We start from the raw sequence: 17,330 nt of genomic DNA on the forward strand, positions 1-17,330 counted from the left end.
AAGGATTATTCCTAAGAAAAATTCATGCAGTGACTTTTAAAGGATTTTTGATAAAACTGGTGATGTTTATTCTAGCCTTTACACTCAATAAAATTACCGATTAAATAGCAACTTGAATTAATTAATAAAATATCACCGCCATTTGATAATTTGTTAGCAACTCAGTTGGTAGATGAATTTATTTCTTTAGAACGTAGATTTATCCAACGAGATTGGGAACCCGCTGAATTGGACGGTGGGCAATTTTGCGAAATTGCTGCAAGAATATTATATCATTTAGACTCTGGTACATTAAATTATAATAAAGGACATGATGAATGTATCAAGTATTTTGAAAATGACCAAGTTCAACATTTGTTAAACCGTAGGGAAGTTGGTCACATTGCAAAAGTATTACAGGCTATTTATAAATTTAGAAGTCAACGAGGAGCTGTTCATATTTCTGCAACTTACACACCCAATCATATGGATTCAAAACTTATAGTTGAATCAGTGCGTTGGTGTTTAAATGAACTTTTAAGAATATTCTGGAATGCTGATAGAGACAGTGTTGCTAAAACAATTAGAGAGTTATTACAATTTGACGTTCCTTCTGTAGGTGTTTATGGAGAAACTATTCTCGTGCAAAGAACTGACCTCAAACCAGAAGAAGAAGTTTTGGTTTTGCTACATTTTGCAGGAGAAAACGGCTATAATAGAACTGAGATAGGGAAATTTGTTATGGCTTCACCTGCGGCAATAACCACAAATATTCAAAAGTTATGCTCGCCTTCATACAGACAGGTTATTCAACTAAAGAATGGAAATTATCGTTTGACAGATTTGGGCGAAAGAAGAATTAGAAATGAATTAGTTGACAAACTAATAATAAAATAAGGCTGCACACAACATTGGTAACTGTTGCACACCCCTAGTAAAATAAAAAGCAAAAACAAAACAATAAATAATAAAGCATTTACAGCCCCTTTACCTTGGGTTGTTTTTTAAGTGAGGTGTGCAAAGATTATTTTCTGACATGCTGCAACGGGCTTAAAAACGCTTTGATGAAGGGATTTTAAAAAGCAATGAATACCATCCTTCACTTTTGTTAAGGCTATTGCCATTACTGCTTGTTTTTTGGGAGTGCACTTGAGGTGTTTTTTCAGATTGTAGCTAAGTGCTGCCATTAACACATGCTTGTTTGCCGCTTGTATATCACGGGTATTGATACCTCAAAATTATGATGGTTGATGAGATTCTCAACCACTGGCGCTACTGTAGCGTTTCATCGCTTTATTAATCTTCTATGGCAGCCTTTATGTTGAGCAGGTTTTTGGTGTATTTGATCGTGTAATTCGTCTCTGGATTCTATAGGCAAATATAAATGAGCTTTTATATTCCATTTAAGTGTTTTCATATACCCGATACACCAACACTATTACACTAAAAATGTTTAATGCATTTACCCAAAGTGCAGGCAAATACTACTGCGTTTAAAAATTTTATAATCAGAGTTGCAAAAACATTTGCCTGTTTATAAAATATTACTAAATTGACAACTCAATTAATCCATCATCTTTTAATTGCCTGCCGCTATCTGAACCCAATTCAATAAATTATTAGTGGCTTTAAACTCATATTCCATATTAGTTTGAAGTATCGTTTTGCGTTTGCGTATTTTGAAGCGTATTCTATAAAAAAGTGCGTTGTAGCAAAACTGATGCGAGTTATTAAGAAACGCTGGCTGAAATGATACTATGAGAAAGCTACAATTGTATTGACGCAACGACAATATAGATTTCATAACAGTAAAGTGCTGATTATCTATAATTGTATATTGTGGGTCATAACATAAATATTTGAGTTAGCGGTAATTTTTAGAACTATTAAACTAATAATATGAGAATAGACTTGGAAGAAATCTTCAGACAAGGGCTACAAAACGGATTAAACCTTTTTTTAGGTGCGGGGTTTTCAATTGACTGTTTAAATGTAGATAATGAAAAAATCCCTTTGGGTGGAGAATTAGCAATTGAATTAGCAGAAAAATTTAAAACTCCAAAACTGGACTTAACAAGAGTCACTTCCATTATAGAAAGCAAAAACAAAGAAGAATTAAACGACTTCCTGCGAAGAAAATTCAGTATTGGTAATTTCGATAACGTATATAAATCAATTGAAAATCTTAGCCTGAAATCCATATATACTACAAATATTGACAATCTAGTTTTTAAAATTTTTGAGAATTCCGACAAATATTATGTAAATGACACAACACTACAAGGCCCCACATTTAGGGACAGAAAAGGAATAAATTACTATCCATTACATGGTTGTATTTTAAATAGGGAACGGCCAATGGTTTTTACCTCCTTAGCAGTTGCGTCAAGTTTCTCCGGCAATCCTAAACTCTGGGGAGACCTTGTAAGGTCATTAGAAAATTATCCAACTGTCTTTTGGGGTTACAGTTTAAGTGACCCAGGCATTTTAGAAACTTTGAATTCCATCAAAACAACAGGTTATGAAAAAAGTGACAAATGGATAGTCTTACATAAAGAAAATCCTGAAGAAGAGGAATATTTCAAGGCATTAGGATTTAATATTATTGTCGCTACAAACATTGAATTATTAAACTATTTTAAATCAAACTTTTCAAACAAAGCATCAGATAAAAAGAAAAAGTTAAGCACAAAGGAACTACTTGGGGAAGAATTTGTTCCATCAAATCCCAAAAGTGTACCTGTAAGGGAAATAAATGAATTTTATTTAGGAGCAGCACCGGCATGGTCGGATATTTTTAGACCAGATGTTTATAAAACTAGTCATTATAGAGTTATACAAAACAGCATTTTTTCCGAAAAGGATACTATTGTTATTGGAATTCCCGGGTCTGGTAAAACGACATTACTGATGCAACTTGCGGCATTTACCAACTTTGATGGCCACAAGATAATTCTTGAATTCCCTAGTGTTGAAAGAGCTAAAAATATTGTTAATGCTTTAAATGGTGAAAAAGCTCTAGTCTTTATTGACAATTTTACGGAAGAGGTTCAAAGCTTTCTTGAGTTTCACAAATATGATAATATTACCCTTGCAGGAATAGACAGAGAACATAATTTTGAAATTATATCACACCTAATTGACAGAAATCAGTTTGATATAATTTCTGTAACAACTCTTACAAAAACTGATGCCCAAGAGATCTATTCGAGAATACCACCAGCAATAAAAACTGGAACGTTATTATCTAAAGCCATAAACTCCGATGAAGACCCCTCTCTATTTGAATTTGTAAACCTTAATCTTAAGGTCCCAAATATCAATGAAAGATATAAGAGTTTAATGACTAAGCTTGATAACGAAAACGAACTACTTTCTGAGTTTTTATTACTTGCTTGCTTCATTCATTACTGTCGTACACCTTTATCTTTTGACATGGCATATTCCTACTTTAGTAATGACATAAGCACATACCATGATGTTTATGATATTAGAGACAGACTTGGAGCCTTATTAATTGATAATCCGTTAACATTAATAGAAAATGATACTCAAGACTATTTTTCCTCCCGTTCGGTAATCTTAGCGGAAGTCATAATCGAAAATGTACAAGGCCATCTTTTAAAGAGATTTCTAAACACATTCAATGAGAATTTGCCTCCATATAAAATTGTCAACTATAGAACTTATAGAAAAAAGGGGCATGATAAATACATTGCCATTCGGGCATTCCCTAATTGGGAAGACGGCAAAGCCTTCTATGAAAAGTTAATGATAAACGACCCAAGCAATCCTTATCTTTTACAACAAGGAGCATTGTATCTTTCATTTAAACAGCAACACAATGAGGCTTTTTACTGGATTGACAAGGCTCGTAGTATGACAAGAGATTCCATTTTGTCAATTAGAAATTCTCATGCAATAATACTTTTTGATGCCAATATTAAACGTGAAGGTGTTGATGTAAGGTCTACTTTAGACAATAGTATGTCAATTTTAATTGAATGTTATCGTCAGGATAAACGAAAACTTTATCATGCGAAAAAGTTCGCTGAACAGTCATTAGAATATTTTGACAGGTTTGGTGATGATAAGGCTGTAGAATATATTGAACAAGCTAAACGTTGGATTGAAGAAGAATTAAAGACCAATAATTGGCATCGTGGACTTGGACGAATTCTGAAAGAACTAAGACAGCGCCTAAAATAAAACTACCACTAACAGGCTTTGCAATAGTGCTGCTTGACGTTAAATGCTTAACTTCGGTAATTCTATTTAACTTTAGTACAAAACTCAGCTGACGGAATGCTATTTCCGCACCATCGCAAATACCTAATCCATTGGCTGTAAGTTTATGGACACTTCAAAATTCTAGAGAAACTTTCCATGGCGACACATTCTATAAAAATGTTTTTAAAGTTCGGACAAGAAGAGCATATTAATGACTTGTACTACAATGGTACAATTTTTATGAATGCTATTCAATACTTCAGAAAAATAGAAGATGGAGAGTTGCGTGGTGACCGCTATGAAGGAATAAGTAGAATTTCAAATTATCCGCCAGGACAATTTGAAATTCCAGCTTTAAACTTTAAAGGGAATTATTTGGCATTGCAAATTAGAGAAGCATACGACACAGTTGGAGGAAATATCTTTAGCCTTTATTGTGTATCATCACATGGATGGGCAAATCCAAATGACTTTAAAATTGACGAAAAAATTAAGCAGTTCGGCTCTCATTGCTTAGTAGTTAAAGACAACGTAAAATTTTTATCTCTTATTGAAGAAAGGCTAAAGGAATTGAAAGTTAGGTTTAATCATAGTTTTGTTACCTATTACGACAAAGACAAAGTTGACAGAGAAATAACGCTATTTGAAAAGCCATTAGAATTTGAATATCAAAAAGAGTTTAGACTTTATGTAGAACGCAAATCAGATAAACCTTTTGTATTTAGCATCGGCAGTTTGACAGATATTGCAGAGGTTTACAAAGCAAAAGATGTTGTTGACACTTTAGAACTTCGGGTTAATAAAAAATATGGCGAAGTAGTTTGACAAGAAGAAAACCTACAGCCAACAAAGTATGCAATAGCAGGGGGCGACAGAACGCACTTCGGCAACAGTAATTCTTATTGTCTGTAGTTATCGGCTGACAGTAGACTTTTGGCATTTGTAGTTATCTTCGGCAGGACAAATAAATCAGCTTCGGTACCGGGCGTGACGGAACACAAAATGCCCTGCCATCGCAAATACCGGTCCGTTGATTTCACCCATCTTTTATTTCCTAAAAATATAAATACAATCATCAAAAACCCCTATCTTTAGCAAACAACAAGTCACAAACACACCTCTTGGTGTTTTTCATAGGTTAGCAAAAAAGCCCACAGTATTCTTACTGCGGGCTTTATTTATTAATACGAAGATTGGATTACAATTTAAACTTAAACCCTATAATATTAGTATCCGAAAGTTTGTATGCTTGAAAAATTTCAAGCAAAGTTTTAAAACGAATATCAACTTCTCCTTTTTCAATCTTTGCAAGTTTGCTATTATCAAAATTTGTCGAATAGGAAAATTGCAGCAAGTTCTTCTCCTTCAATACATCCTCACGATGCTTTTTAAGGAATGCACCGAAGTCTTCTAAAATAGCCTGTTTTGATTTCTTGCTCATACTCACTATAAAATTGTGAGCATGTTTCAATAATTATTTGGTCGAATTAGACCAAATAATTATTTTTGGATAGAATAGAATACACAACAATAAAGCTATTCACTAGGAGTCTTACTAGCGGAACGTAGGAAATTCAGATAGTACAGAGACAATAAGTGATAGGCTCGTACTTTTGTGGTGCGAGCCCTCTTATCTTGTACTATGGTCTCCTACGACCTCGCTAGTTGGTAAGTTGGGTCTCGCCCTTTTCACAGCATCTTTGAGATTCAACAAGACTCATCCAACAACTTAATGGATGGAGAACTTAGTTACCAAAGCTGTTTTTAATTATCGTGCCTTTGCGGGCGTGCAGGCTAGGTACATTCCATTATTACCCATCCTCCATTCTCACAACATTCTCTTTGCCCGCAAGCCCAAAAATCCGGTCTAAGTATAAGGGCAACGGGTGGGAGCCTGGCTGGTTTTTAAAGTTTTGCTCATGTTTTATTATAGCGGTCACCGCCTCCTCCCCTTTGCCGTTTGCTTATAATTATAATTGGCTTGCTGTATTCCCCGTACCCGCGGGGTAACCAGCGGCTGTTTTTTATATAATTAAACCAACAGCAAAAATGAAACAGCTTTTTTGCGTAATGGCATGGCTATGCCTTTTACTAAGTACTACTTTTGCTAATAATACCGGCAACCGCAGTACACCTGTATGCACAACCACCGGCCTGCGCTTACCAGCCTTACTGCCTGCCCCGTTTTTAAAATCAAATACGGTTACCCGTTGTAATATACCTGCTTTAACAGCTTACCATATAGTAACACCAATAAATACTACAGCAATGATAACACCACAACAAAACCAACGCCGTTTCGATCCCAACAGCTCACTCGCTATGCTTGCCGGTAACCCCGCAAGCAGCACCTTAAAAACTTCGTTTACCCTTACCGGTTACCTGCCGGAGTTTACCACGGTTACAGGCTACGCCGAAAAATACGGGAGCATTAAGCATTATGCCATCAACAGCCCGCTGCTGGCATTATATGCAACGGCCCTGCCTGTTATAACCAGCCTCTCCCCTAACAAAATACTATGGAATGTACAAAACAGTCAGGCTTTTGCACCCGCGCATGAGCCGGGTAGCGAGGCAGGTACAACCCACCTGTATTGCATGGAGTGTACAGCGCCATCAGCGCTGGCAGATGAGCTGCCCGCCATGATAAAAAACATGCTGGATAGTTATTTTGGGCTAACCACCGCTTTTGAACAAAAAGATATGCCCTGCCTTGTGCTCTCGGCAGGCAAACGCTTCAGGCCTATTGCCCGGCCAACCAAATTACTGGTAAATACCCTTGAGGAGCCGGGGGCAACGAAGCAACTCTATGGCTCATGCCAACAGCTTTGCGATGTGCTTAACAGGCAACTGGATACGCCGGTAGTGAATGATATTGGGGGAGAACTGCTGGATATCACCTTCCCGGATGAGCCGCTGTCGCCGGAAAGTCTTAAAGCCTGGTTATTTCTCTATGGCATAGAGCTTAAAGCGTCGGTGCAAAGCATACCGGTATTTACCATCAGCGATGCGCGATAGCAGAGTGTGTATGTAACCATTAACACATTTGTTTTAGCCATCATTAAAAAATTACACATGAAGCTTAAACGCTTTATTACCCTTATGCGCTGCCGGTATATAACAATACTGAACGCGTAAGCGGTAACCCATGTAATACCCCTTACCGTTGGCAATACCCTGCCGCCGGTGTTTTACTGTTAAACCATATTATTCATTAAACCAACTACTGCAATGAAAATACTTAAATATTGTTTGTGGATACCCTTTTTGTACACGTTCAGTACGTTTGCGCAACCCTCACCCGGTAGAGATATAACTGGTAAAGTTATGAATGAGCGGGGTGAGCCGCTCGCCAATGCGAATGTTTCCATTAAAAACGGCAGGGGCACTGTTACCAATGCCCGCGGGCAGTTTGCGCTTAAAAATGTGTCAACAAATGATATGCTGCAAATCAGCTTTGTAGGCTACGGCAGCCAGACTGTTGCCGTAAAGGATCAGGTTGTTTTCAACATTGTGCTCAAACCCGCAGAAAATGAATTAGACAGGGTGGTAGTGCAGGGCTATGGTACTACAAGCGACAGGCTGCGAACCGGCAGCATAGTAAAAGTAACCTCCGAGCAAATAGCCAAACAACCGGTAATGAATGTGCTGAATGTGCTACAGGGTCAAACGCCTGGAGCAGTAGTCACCAACGCTTCGGGGTATGCCAGCGGTACCGTAAAGATTGAAATACGGGGAAGGAATACGATAAATTCAAATTTTCCCTCAGAGCCGCTATATGTAATTGACGGTGTACCACTAACCATTTTAGACGTTGCAGGCACGGATAACTACAACAATGGATCGCAGGGTATGATAAGAAGCGGTATTGAAAGCCCGGCTAAAGGTCAAAGTCCCTTATTTAGCATCAATCCTAATGATGTGGAAAGCATAGAAGTGCTGAAAGATGCTGATGCAACAGCCATTTATGGATCAAGAGCGTCAAACGGGGTTATTTTAATTACTACAAAATCAGGCAAGCCCGGTAAAACAAATTTTGATTTTAATTTTTACCAGGGTATACAAAAAATAACAAACCGCTATGAGATGCTGAATACGCAACAGTATATTCAAATGAGAAAAGAAGCGCTTGCAAATGATGGTATAGATATTACCAATAGCAGCGCACCTGACCTGGTGGAGTGGGATACTACAAAATATACTGACTGGCAAAAATACCTGTTTGGTAATGTGGGAAATACTACAGATTTTCAGGGTACGCTTACCGGGGGTAATGCGCAAACAACATTTAGAGTAGGAGCGTCATATCGTACACAAAGCGATATACTCGCATTGAGCGGCGCAAATAAAAGGGGTACGCTTTCATTTAGTTTCAATCAACGGTCTTTAAACCAAAAGTTCAAGCTCTCCCTCACTGCATTGTATAGCAACACTTATGTTGACATTATTTCTTCTCCCGGAAATCCTTTAATAGCACCTAATGCACCGGATGTTTATGATACTAACGGCAAGCTCAACTATAGTGGATGGGGGCGGCTTCAGGGGTATTATCCTTTTGCTCAATTATTACAGCCTTACCGGGCTAATACCAATTTATTGAACAGCAGTATGAATATAAGCTACGAAATAATAAAAGGGCTCTTATTAAAAACAGATGTAGGATATGGAAACTCGCAGAATGACCAACGAAGATTTCGCACTATCGCTTCGCAGAACCCAAGATTTAACCCTAAAGGACAGGCGGATTTTGGATACTCACTTTTTCACAACCTGATTATTGAACCGCAATTGGAATATAACACATTTATAAAATCAGGCAGGATTACTGTTTTGACGGGTGGCTCCTGGCAAAAGAATGAAACCAATGGCATTATCCAGGGTGGTGCGGAATATATGAATGACGTGTTACTCTCTTCTGTAAATAATGCGCCCATACAATATACTTCATCCTATAATGGAGCATACAAGTATGCCGCCCTTTTTGGACGGTTGAATTATAATTTGGATAATAAATATATAGTTAATGTGAACCTAAGGCGGGATGGGTCTTCCAGGTTTGGGCCGGGGCGACAATATGGTAATTTTGGATCTGTTGGTGCAGCATGGATTTTTAGTGAAGAGCGCATTATCAAAAAGAACCTGAAATTCCTGAACTTTGGAAAACTCAGAGCCAGCTATGGTTTAACAGGAGGCGATCAAATAGGAGATTATGCCTATTTAACGCAATGGTCTTTTCAGGGAAATAGTCGTTACAATAGTATAAATCCTATCGTTCCCATTCAGCATACAGATTCAACACTTCAATGGCAGGTTAATAAAAAACTGGAGATCTCTTTGGCGCTTGGATTTTTTAATGACCGAATAACAATTGAAGCAAACTGGTATAGGCATCGTTGTAATAACCAGCTTGTCAATTTTCCCCTTCCGCCTTATACCGGGTTTTCTGAGGTGGTTTCCAACAGCCCGGCAAATGTTCAGAACACAGGAATTGAGCTGATGGTAAATGCCAAAATAATTTCCACGAATGATTTTAACTGGAGCCTGAAGTTTAATATTTCACAAAACAGGAACAAGTTATTGTCTTATCCCAACTTTTCTCAATCGCCCTATGTTAATCAGTTCACTATTGGAAAGTCTTTAAATATTATTAAGCGGTTGCATTATATTGGCGTTGACCCGCAAACCGGTTACTACCAGTTTGAAGATTTAAACAAGGACGGCGAAATAAAAATTGATCTTTCAGGTAAAACAGCAGACGACCGTTATGACCTGGACAGAAGCGTTAAGTTTGACGGCGGGTTAAATAACGCACTTGCCTACAAGCGTTGGGAACTAAATTTTTTGTTTTATTTCAGAAAGCAAATAGGTGCAAATGCATTTGCTTCTTATAATACTCCCGGCAGCATCTCAAATATTTCACAGGAAGTATTTTATAACCACTGGCAAAAGCCAGGTGATATAGCTAAGTATGCAAAATTTACTACTGACGGAAGTTCCGATCCGTCCTATCAGAATTTTTATACTTACTCTGACGGCATATATACCGATGCTTCATACATAAGGTTGAAAAACCTTTCCTTATCCTACACTCTACCTGAGGCGGTAAATAAAAAAGCGATGATGAAAGCCTGCAGGTTATTTATTCAAGGTGAAAACCTTTTTATAATAACACGCTATAAAGGAGCCGACCCTGCGGTGCAGGTTTTCGGCGACATGCCTATCCCTAAGATTATTACTGCCGGAGTTTCCTTTACTTTTTAAATTTTACATTATGAGACACAATTATAAAACCGATAAAGGGTTTCGTTCTTTAGTTGGCAATATTTCCAATAGAATAGACATGTGGATTAATGTATCTAAAATATTTCTTATTCTTTTTGCGGGAATAACCACATTGAATATATCATGCAAAAAATTAGTGGAGATACCTGCACCAGAGGGCACCATAACTACACCACAGGTTTTTGAAACGGAGGCGGTAGCAACAGCCGCTATGGCAGGGGTATACCATACCATGATAAATGCCAATGGCACCAATTTGAGTAATGGAGCTATAACAATATGGGCAGGCACTTCTGCAGATGAATTTAGATTCTTTCTGACAAATAATAGTGCTAACAATGAATTCCTAAATAATAACCTGAGTTCAAGCAATGCAAAACTACAGGGTGCCTTTTGGCAAAATGGATTTTCAATTATCTATGGGGCCAACTCCATTATAGAAGGACTTAACACTTCTACGGGTATTCGGGATTCCGTAAAATCAGAACTTATTGCAGAGGCAAAATTTGTAAGGGCCTTTTGTAATTTTTATCTTACAAATCTGTTTGGCGACATCCCTATTGTAAATGACATTAATTGGCGGGTCACCAAAACGCTGTCACGTTCAGGCACTACAGATGTTTATCACCAGATCATTACTGATTTGATGGATGCGTACAATATATTACCAGAAAATTTTAGTGTAGGAAAGGGGCAACGAATTATTCCTAACAAATATGCAGCAGCGGCTTTATTGGCAAGAGTGTACTTGTATACCGGGGATTGGGAGAAGGCTGAACAGGCAGCTAATGACATTATTTCCAACTCAACCATGTATACACTCGAAAATAATTTAGATGATGTTTTTAAAATAAACAGTTCAGAAACGATATGGCAGTTACAACAATCCAATACAACTTTCCCTTACTATGCTACAGCAGAAGGATACCAGGTAATTCCTTACGATGCTACCTCTCAGCCGTTTATTTATTTAAGAGAGGAACTTCTTAACGCCTTTGAAGAAACTGATAAAAGGAAGCAGCAATGGGTAGACAGTACGGTATATGCTAATACTACCTATTACTATCCTAAAAAATATAGAATAGGCGAAGCTCAGCAAAGTTCCATAGGTGAATATGTTGAATATTATATGGTTTTCAGATTAGCCGAACAATTCCTAATCAGGGCTGAGGCCAAGGCACAACAGGATAAATTAATTGAGGCAGTGAATGATATCAATATGATCAGGGAGAGAGCAGGACTACACTCTCTGCCTCCAGACCAGAACAAAGCACAAATTTTAGAAGCTATTGAACAGGAAAGAAAAGCAGAGTTTTTTGCCGAATGGGGTCATAGATGGCTTGATCTAAAAAGATGGAATAAGGCTGATATGGAATTAGGACCGATCAAAGGAAATAACTGGCAAAGTTCGGATCAACTATATCCTATACCAGTAGCTGATCTTTTAACAAACCCTAATCTTACTCAAAACCAGGGATACTAACATGTTAAGACAAACAAGGGACAATATAACAAACTATATTATCCCTTGTTTACAATCATCAGGTTGAAGGTGATCTAAAAATTAACTTTCGCTCTTGTAAAGTTAAGCCCACCATCTGTTGATATATACAAGGCTTTACTTGAGCTGCCTTGTATAGAGGCATTGCTTGAGCCGGTAGTACCAACGTTTGACAGGGTTGCAAAATTGCTGGTTATCTGTGTCATCGTTCCCGAATTATCATACCAAAGCTGATGATCAACAAACTTGCCCTTTCCGGCAAATACCCCAACGGTAATCAGCGATAATGCTGATGACAGAACGATCAATTTTAATCTGTTCATAAAATGAAATTTTAAATGGTTTGAAAATTCCTACTCTGTTAAAGGTTTTCGGTTACCCCTTCCGCGTTAGTTAACATGTGCGGATGTATTGCGCAATAAATTTTTACCTTTTTCTTTTTTACTTGTATATAATAATGCGATAAGAGCGAACCAGGAAAGCAATAATCCATAAGCCATTTTCTGCATCCATGTAGGGTTATTCCATAAAGCATCATAAGGCCAAAACACATAACCGGTAAATACATACACACTCATCACCCACAGTATAAACAGCATTTCAACGAGGATCACCATAACCAATGCTATCTTCCTGCAACGGGAAATGATCAATAAAAAAGCGATAGCAATTTCAATAACAGGTACTGTATATTGAAGCACTGTTCCGAAGGTTCCGATTAATGGAGCATGTGTTATCCAGAAGCCATATACACCTGCATAGGCCATTTTTTGAACACCTTCATAAAAGAAATTCAGGGTCAGCACAAAACAAATGCATTCATATATCCATTTTTTTATTGTCATAAAAATTAAGTTTATACAACATGCTTTTATGAAGCGCAGACAATAAATATCCGTTGTGTTGTAATTCATCATTACTGAACACATTTTTACTCAATTGTTTTTATTTCTGAAATATTCTTTTTATTTTGGTAGTTCCAGCTACGGTTTACCGCCTTTTATCATTCCTCCTGTATATAGACTCTTATAAAAATGGAATTAGTACCATTCATAGCGTCACTTTTTCAAGCATTTTTTTAGTTCAGCGTCCGGTTGCATGTCCATAGTCATTTTTTAAAGCCTGCTATTGCCGGCTAACATCATGCTTATGGAGGAAATATTTAAATATACAGACTTTGAACTTTTCAGGCAACTGGCAATGCAGTCCGGACAGGCTGAGGCAGCATTTGCTGCTATTGGTGAAACATTTAAAAATGTAGTGGTGATGTACATCAAAAATTATATTCGTAACGATGAAGAATTAATTAAGGATGTATTTACTGAAACCATGATGGTTTTATGGATGCAACGGATGGAAGCAGCTCAAAAAGAAAAACCATTATCCTGGCTGCTTAAGATAGCTCATAATATAGCTGTTGATAAGATAAAGCTGCAAAAGAAATATTACACCGAACCATTAGAACAGCACTTTTCTTCGCTGGCAGACGATGATCATGCCGCCGGAGAAACAGAACGAAAAGCACTGGAAGCACTTTTCAGGAAAGCGATGGATAGGCTGCCTCCACAGGAGAGAAATGTATTGCTGCTAAGCAGGATAGAAGAATTGTCCAATAAAGAAATCGCTTTGCGTTACAAGGTATCCGTGCAAACCATAAAAAACCAGTTGAGCAGGGCGTTAAAAAAAATCAGGCGTTATATGAGGGATGCATTAAACAGCATTTTTATCTGAAGGCGTTTAAAATAATTACCATGATTCATCAAAAGGATTACGTTGAAGAACTGATTAAAAAATATATAGAGGGTACGCTAACAATGGCAGAGCTTATGCAATTAAAAGCCTGCTGGAAAATATATGATGAGGAAGAACTGCTTGATATGACTTCGGCAGTATTGTGTACCGTAAAGGATCATGTAACGGATGTACCGGATGATTGGGAACCCGATTTTGCAAAGATCATCAAAGAAGCGGATCGTAAACAACACCTGAAAAAAATACGGGCATACGGTAAACTTGCTGTAGCTGCATGTTTGTTACTACTACTCGTGATTGTTATTAATGATTACATCACCGAAAAATGGGAAGATCCCAATATTGTTGGTGGCTGTGGGGATAAGTCTTCCAGCAGTGAAATACCAACTTCGGCATTTGGCTGCACAGTACGTTGGGGCGATACTACAGGTATCAGCTTTGACAGCAGTACAACGGGAACTACTACACATATTGATAACTTCACTATCCATCAGGATCATGCTGGCGTGTTAAATATTACTCCAACTTTATCTGCTGATACGGGGAGAAATCATTTTGTGGAGGTGTTGACGGCAGTGCGCCAGCAATGCATCGTTAGGCTGGGCAGCGCCAGCATTCGCTTAAATGCAGGCTCTTCTCTGCGGATTCCGTTTATGGGTACAATTATGGATACCTGTTATGTACAGCTTATCGGAGAGGCGTATATAAAAATGCCGGGCAAAGAAAAGCCCGCAAGGATGATAGTGGAAACTTACAACAACCAGTTGCAAACCCTGAACGGAGATTTTACAATATCTGTTTTTCCGGGTTATACTAAAACCACGCTTATTAACGGCAGCATTTCATCATACAGTAAGGGAGGCATTTATCATAAATATCTGTTTTGCCCCGGAGATCAAACCCTTGTTAAAAGCTACTATACAACCGGAGATCAAATTGCGGACTCACTGTTATTTATAAGCAACACCGATATTGAAGAAGTATTGGTTTGGACAAAACCCACCCGCAAATATCATAATGCTTCGATGCGACAGTTTGTTATAGACATGAGCCGCTGGTGTGGTTTTGAAGTGGAGAACATTAATTGCATACCTGATCACCTGCGCATCAACACTGCTGTATGTTACCAAGCTTCGCGGCAACAGGTGTATGCTGAAATACGCAAAGTGGGGATCAATATATATGAAACGGGGAATAGGATAAGTTTTTGCAACCCGGTAAAACAAGATAGCACCTCTACAGCGCAAACCGCATTTATTCAAAAAGGTAAACAGACAACAACGTTTACGCACAGCATATCATTCTACATTGACCCCTGCGTATTCTACTAATGTAAATCTTCTTCAAATAATATTTTCTCATCACAATGCCCCTCTACTAACAAAAGGGGTTTGGGAAGGGGAAATATGATTCATCTGCTTTTGACGGTATAATATACCAGCATCTATTTCTTCCCCACCTCCTTTTCCAACCTCCTTGCTTCTTCTTTTAGCCGTAACGCTTTTTGTACCCGGTAAAAATTATCCAGGTATTCCTGTTCTTTCTGGAGCACATTTTCACGCAGGTCAGGGTTTACAGTATATACAGAATCTAACCTATCCAAATATTTTTGCAGCGGGTGGATAGCAGTATCCAGTTTCAGTGCCCGGTACTTGGTATCATTAGCTATAAAACCATCTAACTTTTGTCCGGTATAGAACCAGCCTGCACATACTATGCAAAGAATAACTGCCAGGAGTATTATTACCCAGATTATTTTTGGTATATGATGATGGTGCACTACTTCATGGATTGGTGCTGTGTTTAACTTACTGATTAATTTATCCATCTGCTGGTTAAGCGCTGATACTTTATGTTCAGCAATAGATTCTTGTTGGAGCTGTTCTTGTAAAGATTCAATGGCATTCACCAGTTGTTTTATTTCTGCATTATGCGCTATTTGCTTTTGTAATAATGTTTCAATCTCCTGAATTTTCTTATCCTGCTTTTCCATTTTGTTGATGGCTACTTCTACAAAAGCATTGCTGCTGTTTTCGGATTCACTATTCATAACTTATGTTTTTAAATTGGTTAATAGATTATAATTCCAGTCCGTGGTTTGGCTTACGTTGCTTTTTCTTTCTTTGTTCTTCCAGCAGTTCTTTCGGTAATGAGCCTTCTGCTCTTTCGGGGTCGGTCAACGCTTTCCATGTATCAGATACCGCTTTGTCCACTTCTTTTGCAATGCTGATTCCTGTTTGTTTATCCTGAAGTTTGTTTTCTTTTTGGTAAGCAGTTTCGATTTTGTCGATAGGTTTATGTTTGCTTTCCGTTTTAGTGTGTTGTAATATTTGCTTTTGCTGTAAAACGAGGGTCTTTTCAAGTGAGAGATAAGAGAACTTCCGGTCTATCTTACTTCCTTTAAAACTGTATTCTCCCATCTTAAAACTGATGCCCTGCTTCTCTTTTGTGTGACCTTTATACTTAAACTCCGTTTCAATACCACGGGTTTTAAGCCGGGTTTCCAGTTCTTCCATGCTTTTACTTTTAGGGAGTAGTTCTGCTATTGACATGTATATTTTATACCGGGCTGCTTCATATTCGTTCAGGGATTCCAGGTGAGTAAGTTTGAGGTTCTTCTCTCCAGCCTGTACCAACTGATGCTTTAATGTAAGTTCCTGCGCAATCTTCTTTCCCCTTAATCCGATCCAGCTATCCTTAATGGCTTTGCCATCATTACTCACCATATTGGCAACAATATGTAAATGAATATGGGCTTTGTCGCTGTGTTTACTGATAACATATTGTGTATTGGTAACAGCAAGTTTGTCTAAATATTCCTGCGCTATGGTTTTCATTTTTTCATCTGACAATATTTCTCCGGGATAAAAGCTGAGGATGGCATGCATACAAGCTCTTTTCTTTTCCGGGCGTAAGGATTGTTGTATCGCAAAATCTTCTGCCATAAGTTTAACATCATAGCCTCTTACCCCTTCTGCAACCAGCAGTTCTGCACCGGGCTTATCACTGATATACCTACAGGTATGGTAGAATGAGTTTGCTACCAGGTGTTTACTGATCATGGTTTTAATTTTTTCATGACCAGATCAAACTGCTTTCTGTACTCTTCAAAATAACGCATGGCTTCAAAGAGTCCTTCCTTGTTACATACTCTTGCTACCTGGTTAATATTGGTTGCCATACCGGCAAGCTGGCGAACAAGCTTCACCTCTTCTGTAGAAAGTCTTGCAGTGATCTTTGCTTTTATGGCTGCCTGCCTGATATAAACAGAAGGGTTAATACCTGCTGCTCCAGCTTTTTCTTTCAGGATAAAATACTCCTGTCTGCTAAATCTTACCGTAAGTTTTATATCCTTTCTTACTGTAAGTGTAGGTCTTCCACCTTTTGATTTGGGTATTTTCTTGTTCTCCATACTTCACATTTATCATGCTTCGTCCATTGTAATCTACCAGCATCAGGAGATGCTGTTTCCTTTTGCGACCAGCGGGAGTAAAAGGCGAGCGTGTTGCCGTGAGAGGGTTTTTGCCCGGCAACAACACCGCTCGCCTTACAAAACCCGTATTAGTCTCCCTGTATTCCGGGTGCT

14 protein-coding genes and 1 pseudogene are annotated in these 17,330 nt (G+C 38.2%); 9 read left to right on the forward strand and 6 right to left on the reverse strand.

Going from position 1 to position 17,330, the window contains the following annotated elements; all coding sequences use genetic code 11:
- The 4 genes and pseudogenes from DC498_RS22015 to DC498_RS22035 form a co-directional block, all read left to right on the forward strand.
- Positions 1–104 (forward strand): annotated as a pseudogene (locus tag DC498_RS22015) (IS982 family transposase); the annotation flags it as partial.
- 46 nt (positions 105–150) lie between these two features.
- Positions 151–876 (forward strand): hypothetical protein, encoded by a 726-nt coding sequence (locus DC498_RS22020; RefSeq protein WP_206197725.1) that lies wholly within the window; start codon positions 151–153, stop codon positions 874–876.
- A 1,002-nt stretch (positions 877–1,878) separates the two neighbouring features.
- The gene (locus DC498_RS22030; RefSeq protein WP_116876325.1) at positions 1,879–4,188 is read left to right on the forward strand and encodes an SIR2 family protein; all 2,310 of its coding nucleotides are present in this window, start codon (positions 1,879–1,881) and stop codon (positions 4,186–4,188) included.
- A 177-nt stretch (positions 4,189–4,365) separates the two neighbouring features.
- Entirely contained in the window at positions 4,366–5,034 is a 669-nt protein-coding gene (locus DC498_RS22035; protein ID WP_116876326.1) for a hypothetical protein, read from the forward strand.
- Positions 5,035–5,407: 373 nt separating this feature from the next.
- Here DC498_RS22035 and DC498_RS22040 read toward each other — a convergent pair whose 3' ends face one another.
- Positions 5,408–5,650 (reverse strand): hypothetical protein, encoded by a 243-nt coding sequence (locus DC498_RS22040; protein WP_116876327.1) that lies wholly within the window; start codon positions 5,648–5,650, stop codon positions 5,408–5,410.
- Between the two features lie 608 nt (positions 5,651–6,258).
- Here DC498_RS22040 and DC498_RS22045 point away from each other — a divergent pair.
- The 3 genes from DC498_RS22045 to DC498_RS22055 all read left to right on the forward strand — a co-directional run bounded on the left by DC498_RS22045 (position 6,259) and on the right by DC498_RS22055 (position 11,974).
- Positions 6,259–7,227: a DUF3738 domain-containing protein gene (locus tag DC498_RS22045; protein ID WP_116876328.1), complete on the forward strand. Its 969-nt coding sequence runs from the start codon at positions 6,259–6,261 to the stop codon at positions 7,225–7,227.
- Between the two features lie 213 nt (positions 7,228–7,440).
- On the forward strand, positions 7,441–10,470 hold the full coding sequence (locus tag DC498_RS22050) for a SusC/RagA family TonB-linked outer membrane protein (RefSeq protein ID WP_116876329.1): 3,030 nt from the start codon (positions 7,441–7,443) through the stop codon (positions 10,468–10,470).
- A 10-nt stretch (positions 10,471–10,480) separates the two neighbouring features.
- Positions 10,481–11,974, forward strand: a complete 1,494-nt coding sequence (locus tag DC498_RS22055; protein WP_116876330.1) for a RagB/SusD family nutrient uptake outer membrane protein — start codon at positions 10,481–10,483, stop codon at positions 11,972–11,974.
- Between the two features lie 74 nt (positions 11,975–12,048).
- Here the strand turns inward: DC498_RS22055 and DC498_RS22060 are convergent, their stop codons facing one another.
- Both DC498_RS22060 and DC498_RS22065 read right to left on the reverse strand, forming a co-directional pair.
- Positions 12,049–12,315, reverse strand: a complete 267-nt coding sequence (locus tag DC498_RS22060) for a hypothetical protein (protein WP_116876331.1) — start codon at positions 12,313–12,315, stop codon at positions 12,049–12,051.
- A 66-nt stretch (positions 12,316–12,381) separates the two neighbouring features.
- Positions 12,382–12,837 (reverse strand): MauE/DoxX family redox-associated membrane protein, encoded by a 456-nt coding sequence (locus DC498_RS22065; RefSeq protein ID WP_116876332.1) that lies wholly within the window; start codon positions 12,835–12,837, stop codon positions 12,382–12,384.
- Between the two features lie 304 nt (positions 12,838–13,141).
- Between DC498_RS22065 and DC498_RS22070 the strand changes: the two genes are divergently transcribed.
- Together DC498_RS22070 and DC498_RS22075 are read left to right on the forward strand one after the other, a co-directional pair.
- Positions 13,142–13,723 (forward strand): RNA polymerase sigma factor, encoded by a 582-nt coding sequence (locus DC498_RS22070; RefSeq protein WP_165813928.1) that lies wholly within the window; start codon positions 13,142–13,144, stop codon positions 13,721–13,723.
- A gap of 20 nt (positions 13,724–13,743) precedes the next feature.
- Complete coding sequence (locus tag DC498_RS22075; RefSeq protein ID WP_116876334.1) at positions 13,744–15,075, forward strand: hypothetical protein; 1,332 nt, start codon at positions 13,744–13,746, stop codon at positions 15,073–15,075.
- 113 nt (positions 15,076–15,188) lie between these two features.
- On the opposite strand, the gene DC498_RS22080 is transcribed toward DC498_RS22075, so the two are convergent.
- The 3 genes from DC498_RS22080 to DC498_RS22090 are packed head-to-tail and all read right to left on the reverse strand — an operon-like array spanning position 15,189 to position 17,156.
- Positions 15,189–15,794, reverse strand: coding sequence for a hypothetical protein (locus DC498_RS22080; protein WP_116876335.1), 606 nt, complete (start codon positions 15,792–15,794; stop codon positions 15,189–15,191).
- A gap of 28 nt (positions 15,795–15,822) precedes the next feature.
- Positions 15,823–16,806, reverse strand: a complete 984-nt coding sequence (locus DC498_RS22085; RefSeq protein WP_116876336.1) for a relaxase/mobilization nuclease domain-containing protein — start codon at positions 16,804–16,806, stop codon at positions 15,823–15,825.
- Positions 16,803–17,156 carry a MobC family plasmid mobilization relaxosome protein gene (locus tag DC498_RS22090; protein ID WP_116876337.1) on the reverse strand — a complete coding sequence of 118 codons (354 nt, stop codon included), beginning with the start codon at positions 17,154–17,156 and terminating at the stop codon, positions 16,803–16,805. Before DC498_RS22090 ends, DC498_RS22085 begins: the two co-directional genes overlap by 4 nt.
- Positions 17,157–17,330 lie beyond the last annotated feature (174 nt).

This window comes from Terrimonas sp., from assembly GCF_003075435.1.
Lineage (GTDB): Bacteria > Bacteroidota > Bacteroidia > Chitinophagales > Chitinophagaceae > Agriterribacter.

Bases quoted from the DNA above. Each gene is read 5' to 3' on its own strand.
- DC498_RS22030 (WP_116876325.1), top strand. From the start codon at position 1,879: ATGAGAATAGACTTGGAAGAAATCTTCAGACAAGGGCTACAAAACGGA.
- DC498_RS22035 (WP_116876326.1), top strand. From the start codon at position 4,366: ATGGCGACACATTCTATAAAAATGTTTTTAAAGTTCGGACAAGAAGAG.
- DC498_RS22040 (WP_116876327.1), bottom strand. From the start codon at position 5,650: ATGAGCAAGAAATCAAAACAGGCTATTTTAGAAGACTTCGGTGCATTC.
- DC498_RS22045 (WP_116876328.1), top strand. From the start codon at position 6,259: ATGAAACAGCTTTTTTGCGTAATGGCATGGCTATGCCTTTTACTAAGT.
- DC498_RS22050 (WP_116876329.1), top strand. From the start codon at position 7,441: ATGAAAATACTTAAATATTGTTTGTGGATACCCTTTTTGTACACGTTC.
- DC498_RS22055 (WP_116876330.1), top strand. From the start codon at position 10,481: ATGAGACACAATTATAAAACCGATAAAGGGTTTCGTTCTTTAGTTGGC.
- DC498_RS22060 (WP_116876331.1), bottom strand. From the start codon at position 12,315: ATGAACAGATTAAAATTGATCGTTCTGTCATCAGCATTATCGCTGATT.
- DC498_RS22065 (WP_116876332.1), bottom strand. From the start codon at position 12,837: ATGACAATAAAAAAATGGATATATGAATGCATTTGTTTTGTGCTGACC.
- DC498_RS22070 (WP_165813928.1), top strand. From the start codon at position 13,142: ATGGAGGAAATATTTAAATATACAGACTTTGAACTTTTCAGGCAACTG.
- DC498_RS22075 (WP_116876334.1), top strand. From the start codon at position 13,744: ATGATTCATCAAAAGGATTACGTTGAAGAACTGATTAAAAAATATATA.
- DC498_RS22080 (WP_116876335.1), bottom strand. From the start codon at position 15,794: ATGAATAGTGAATCCGAAAACAGCAGCAATGCTTTTGTAGAAGTAGCC.
- DC498_RS22085 (WP_116876336.1), bottom strand. From the start codon at position 16,806: ATGATCAGTAAACACCTGGTAGCAAACTCATTCTACCATACCTGTAGG.
- DC498_RS22090 (WP_116876337.1), bottom strand. From the start codon at position 17,156: ATGGAGAACAAGAAAATACCCAAATCAAAAGGTGGAAGACCTACACTT.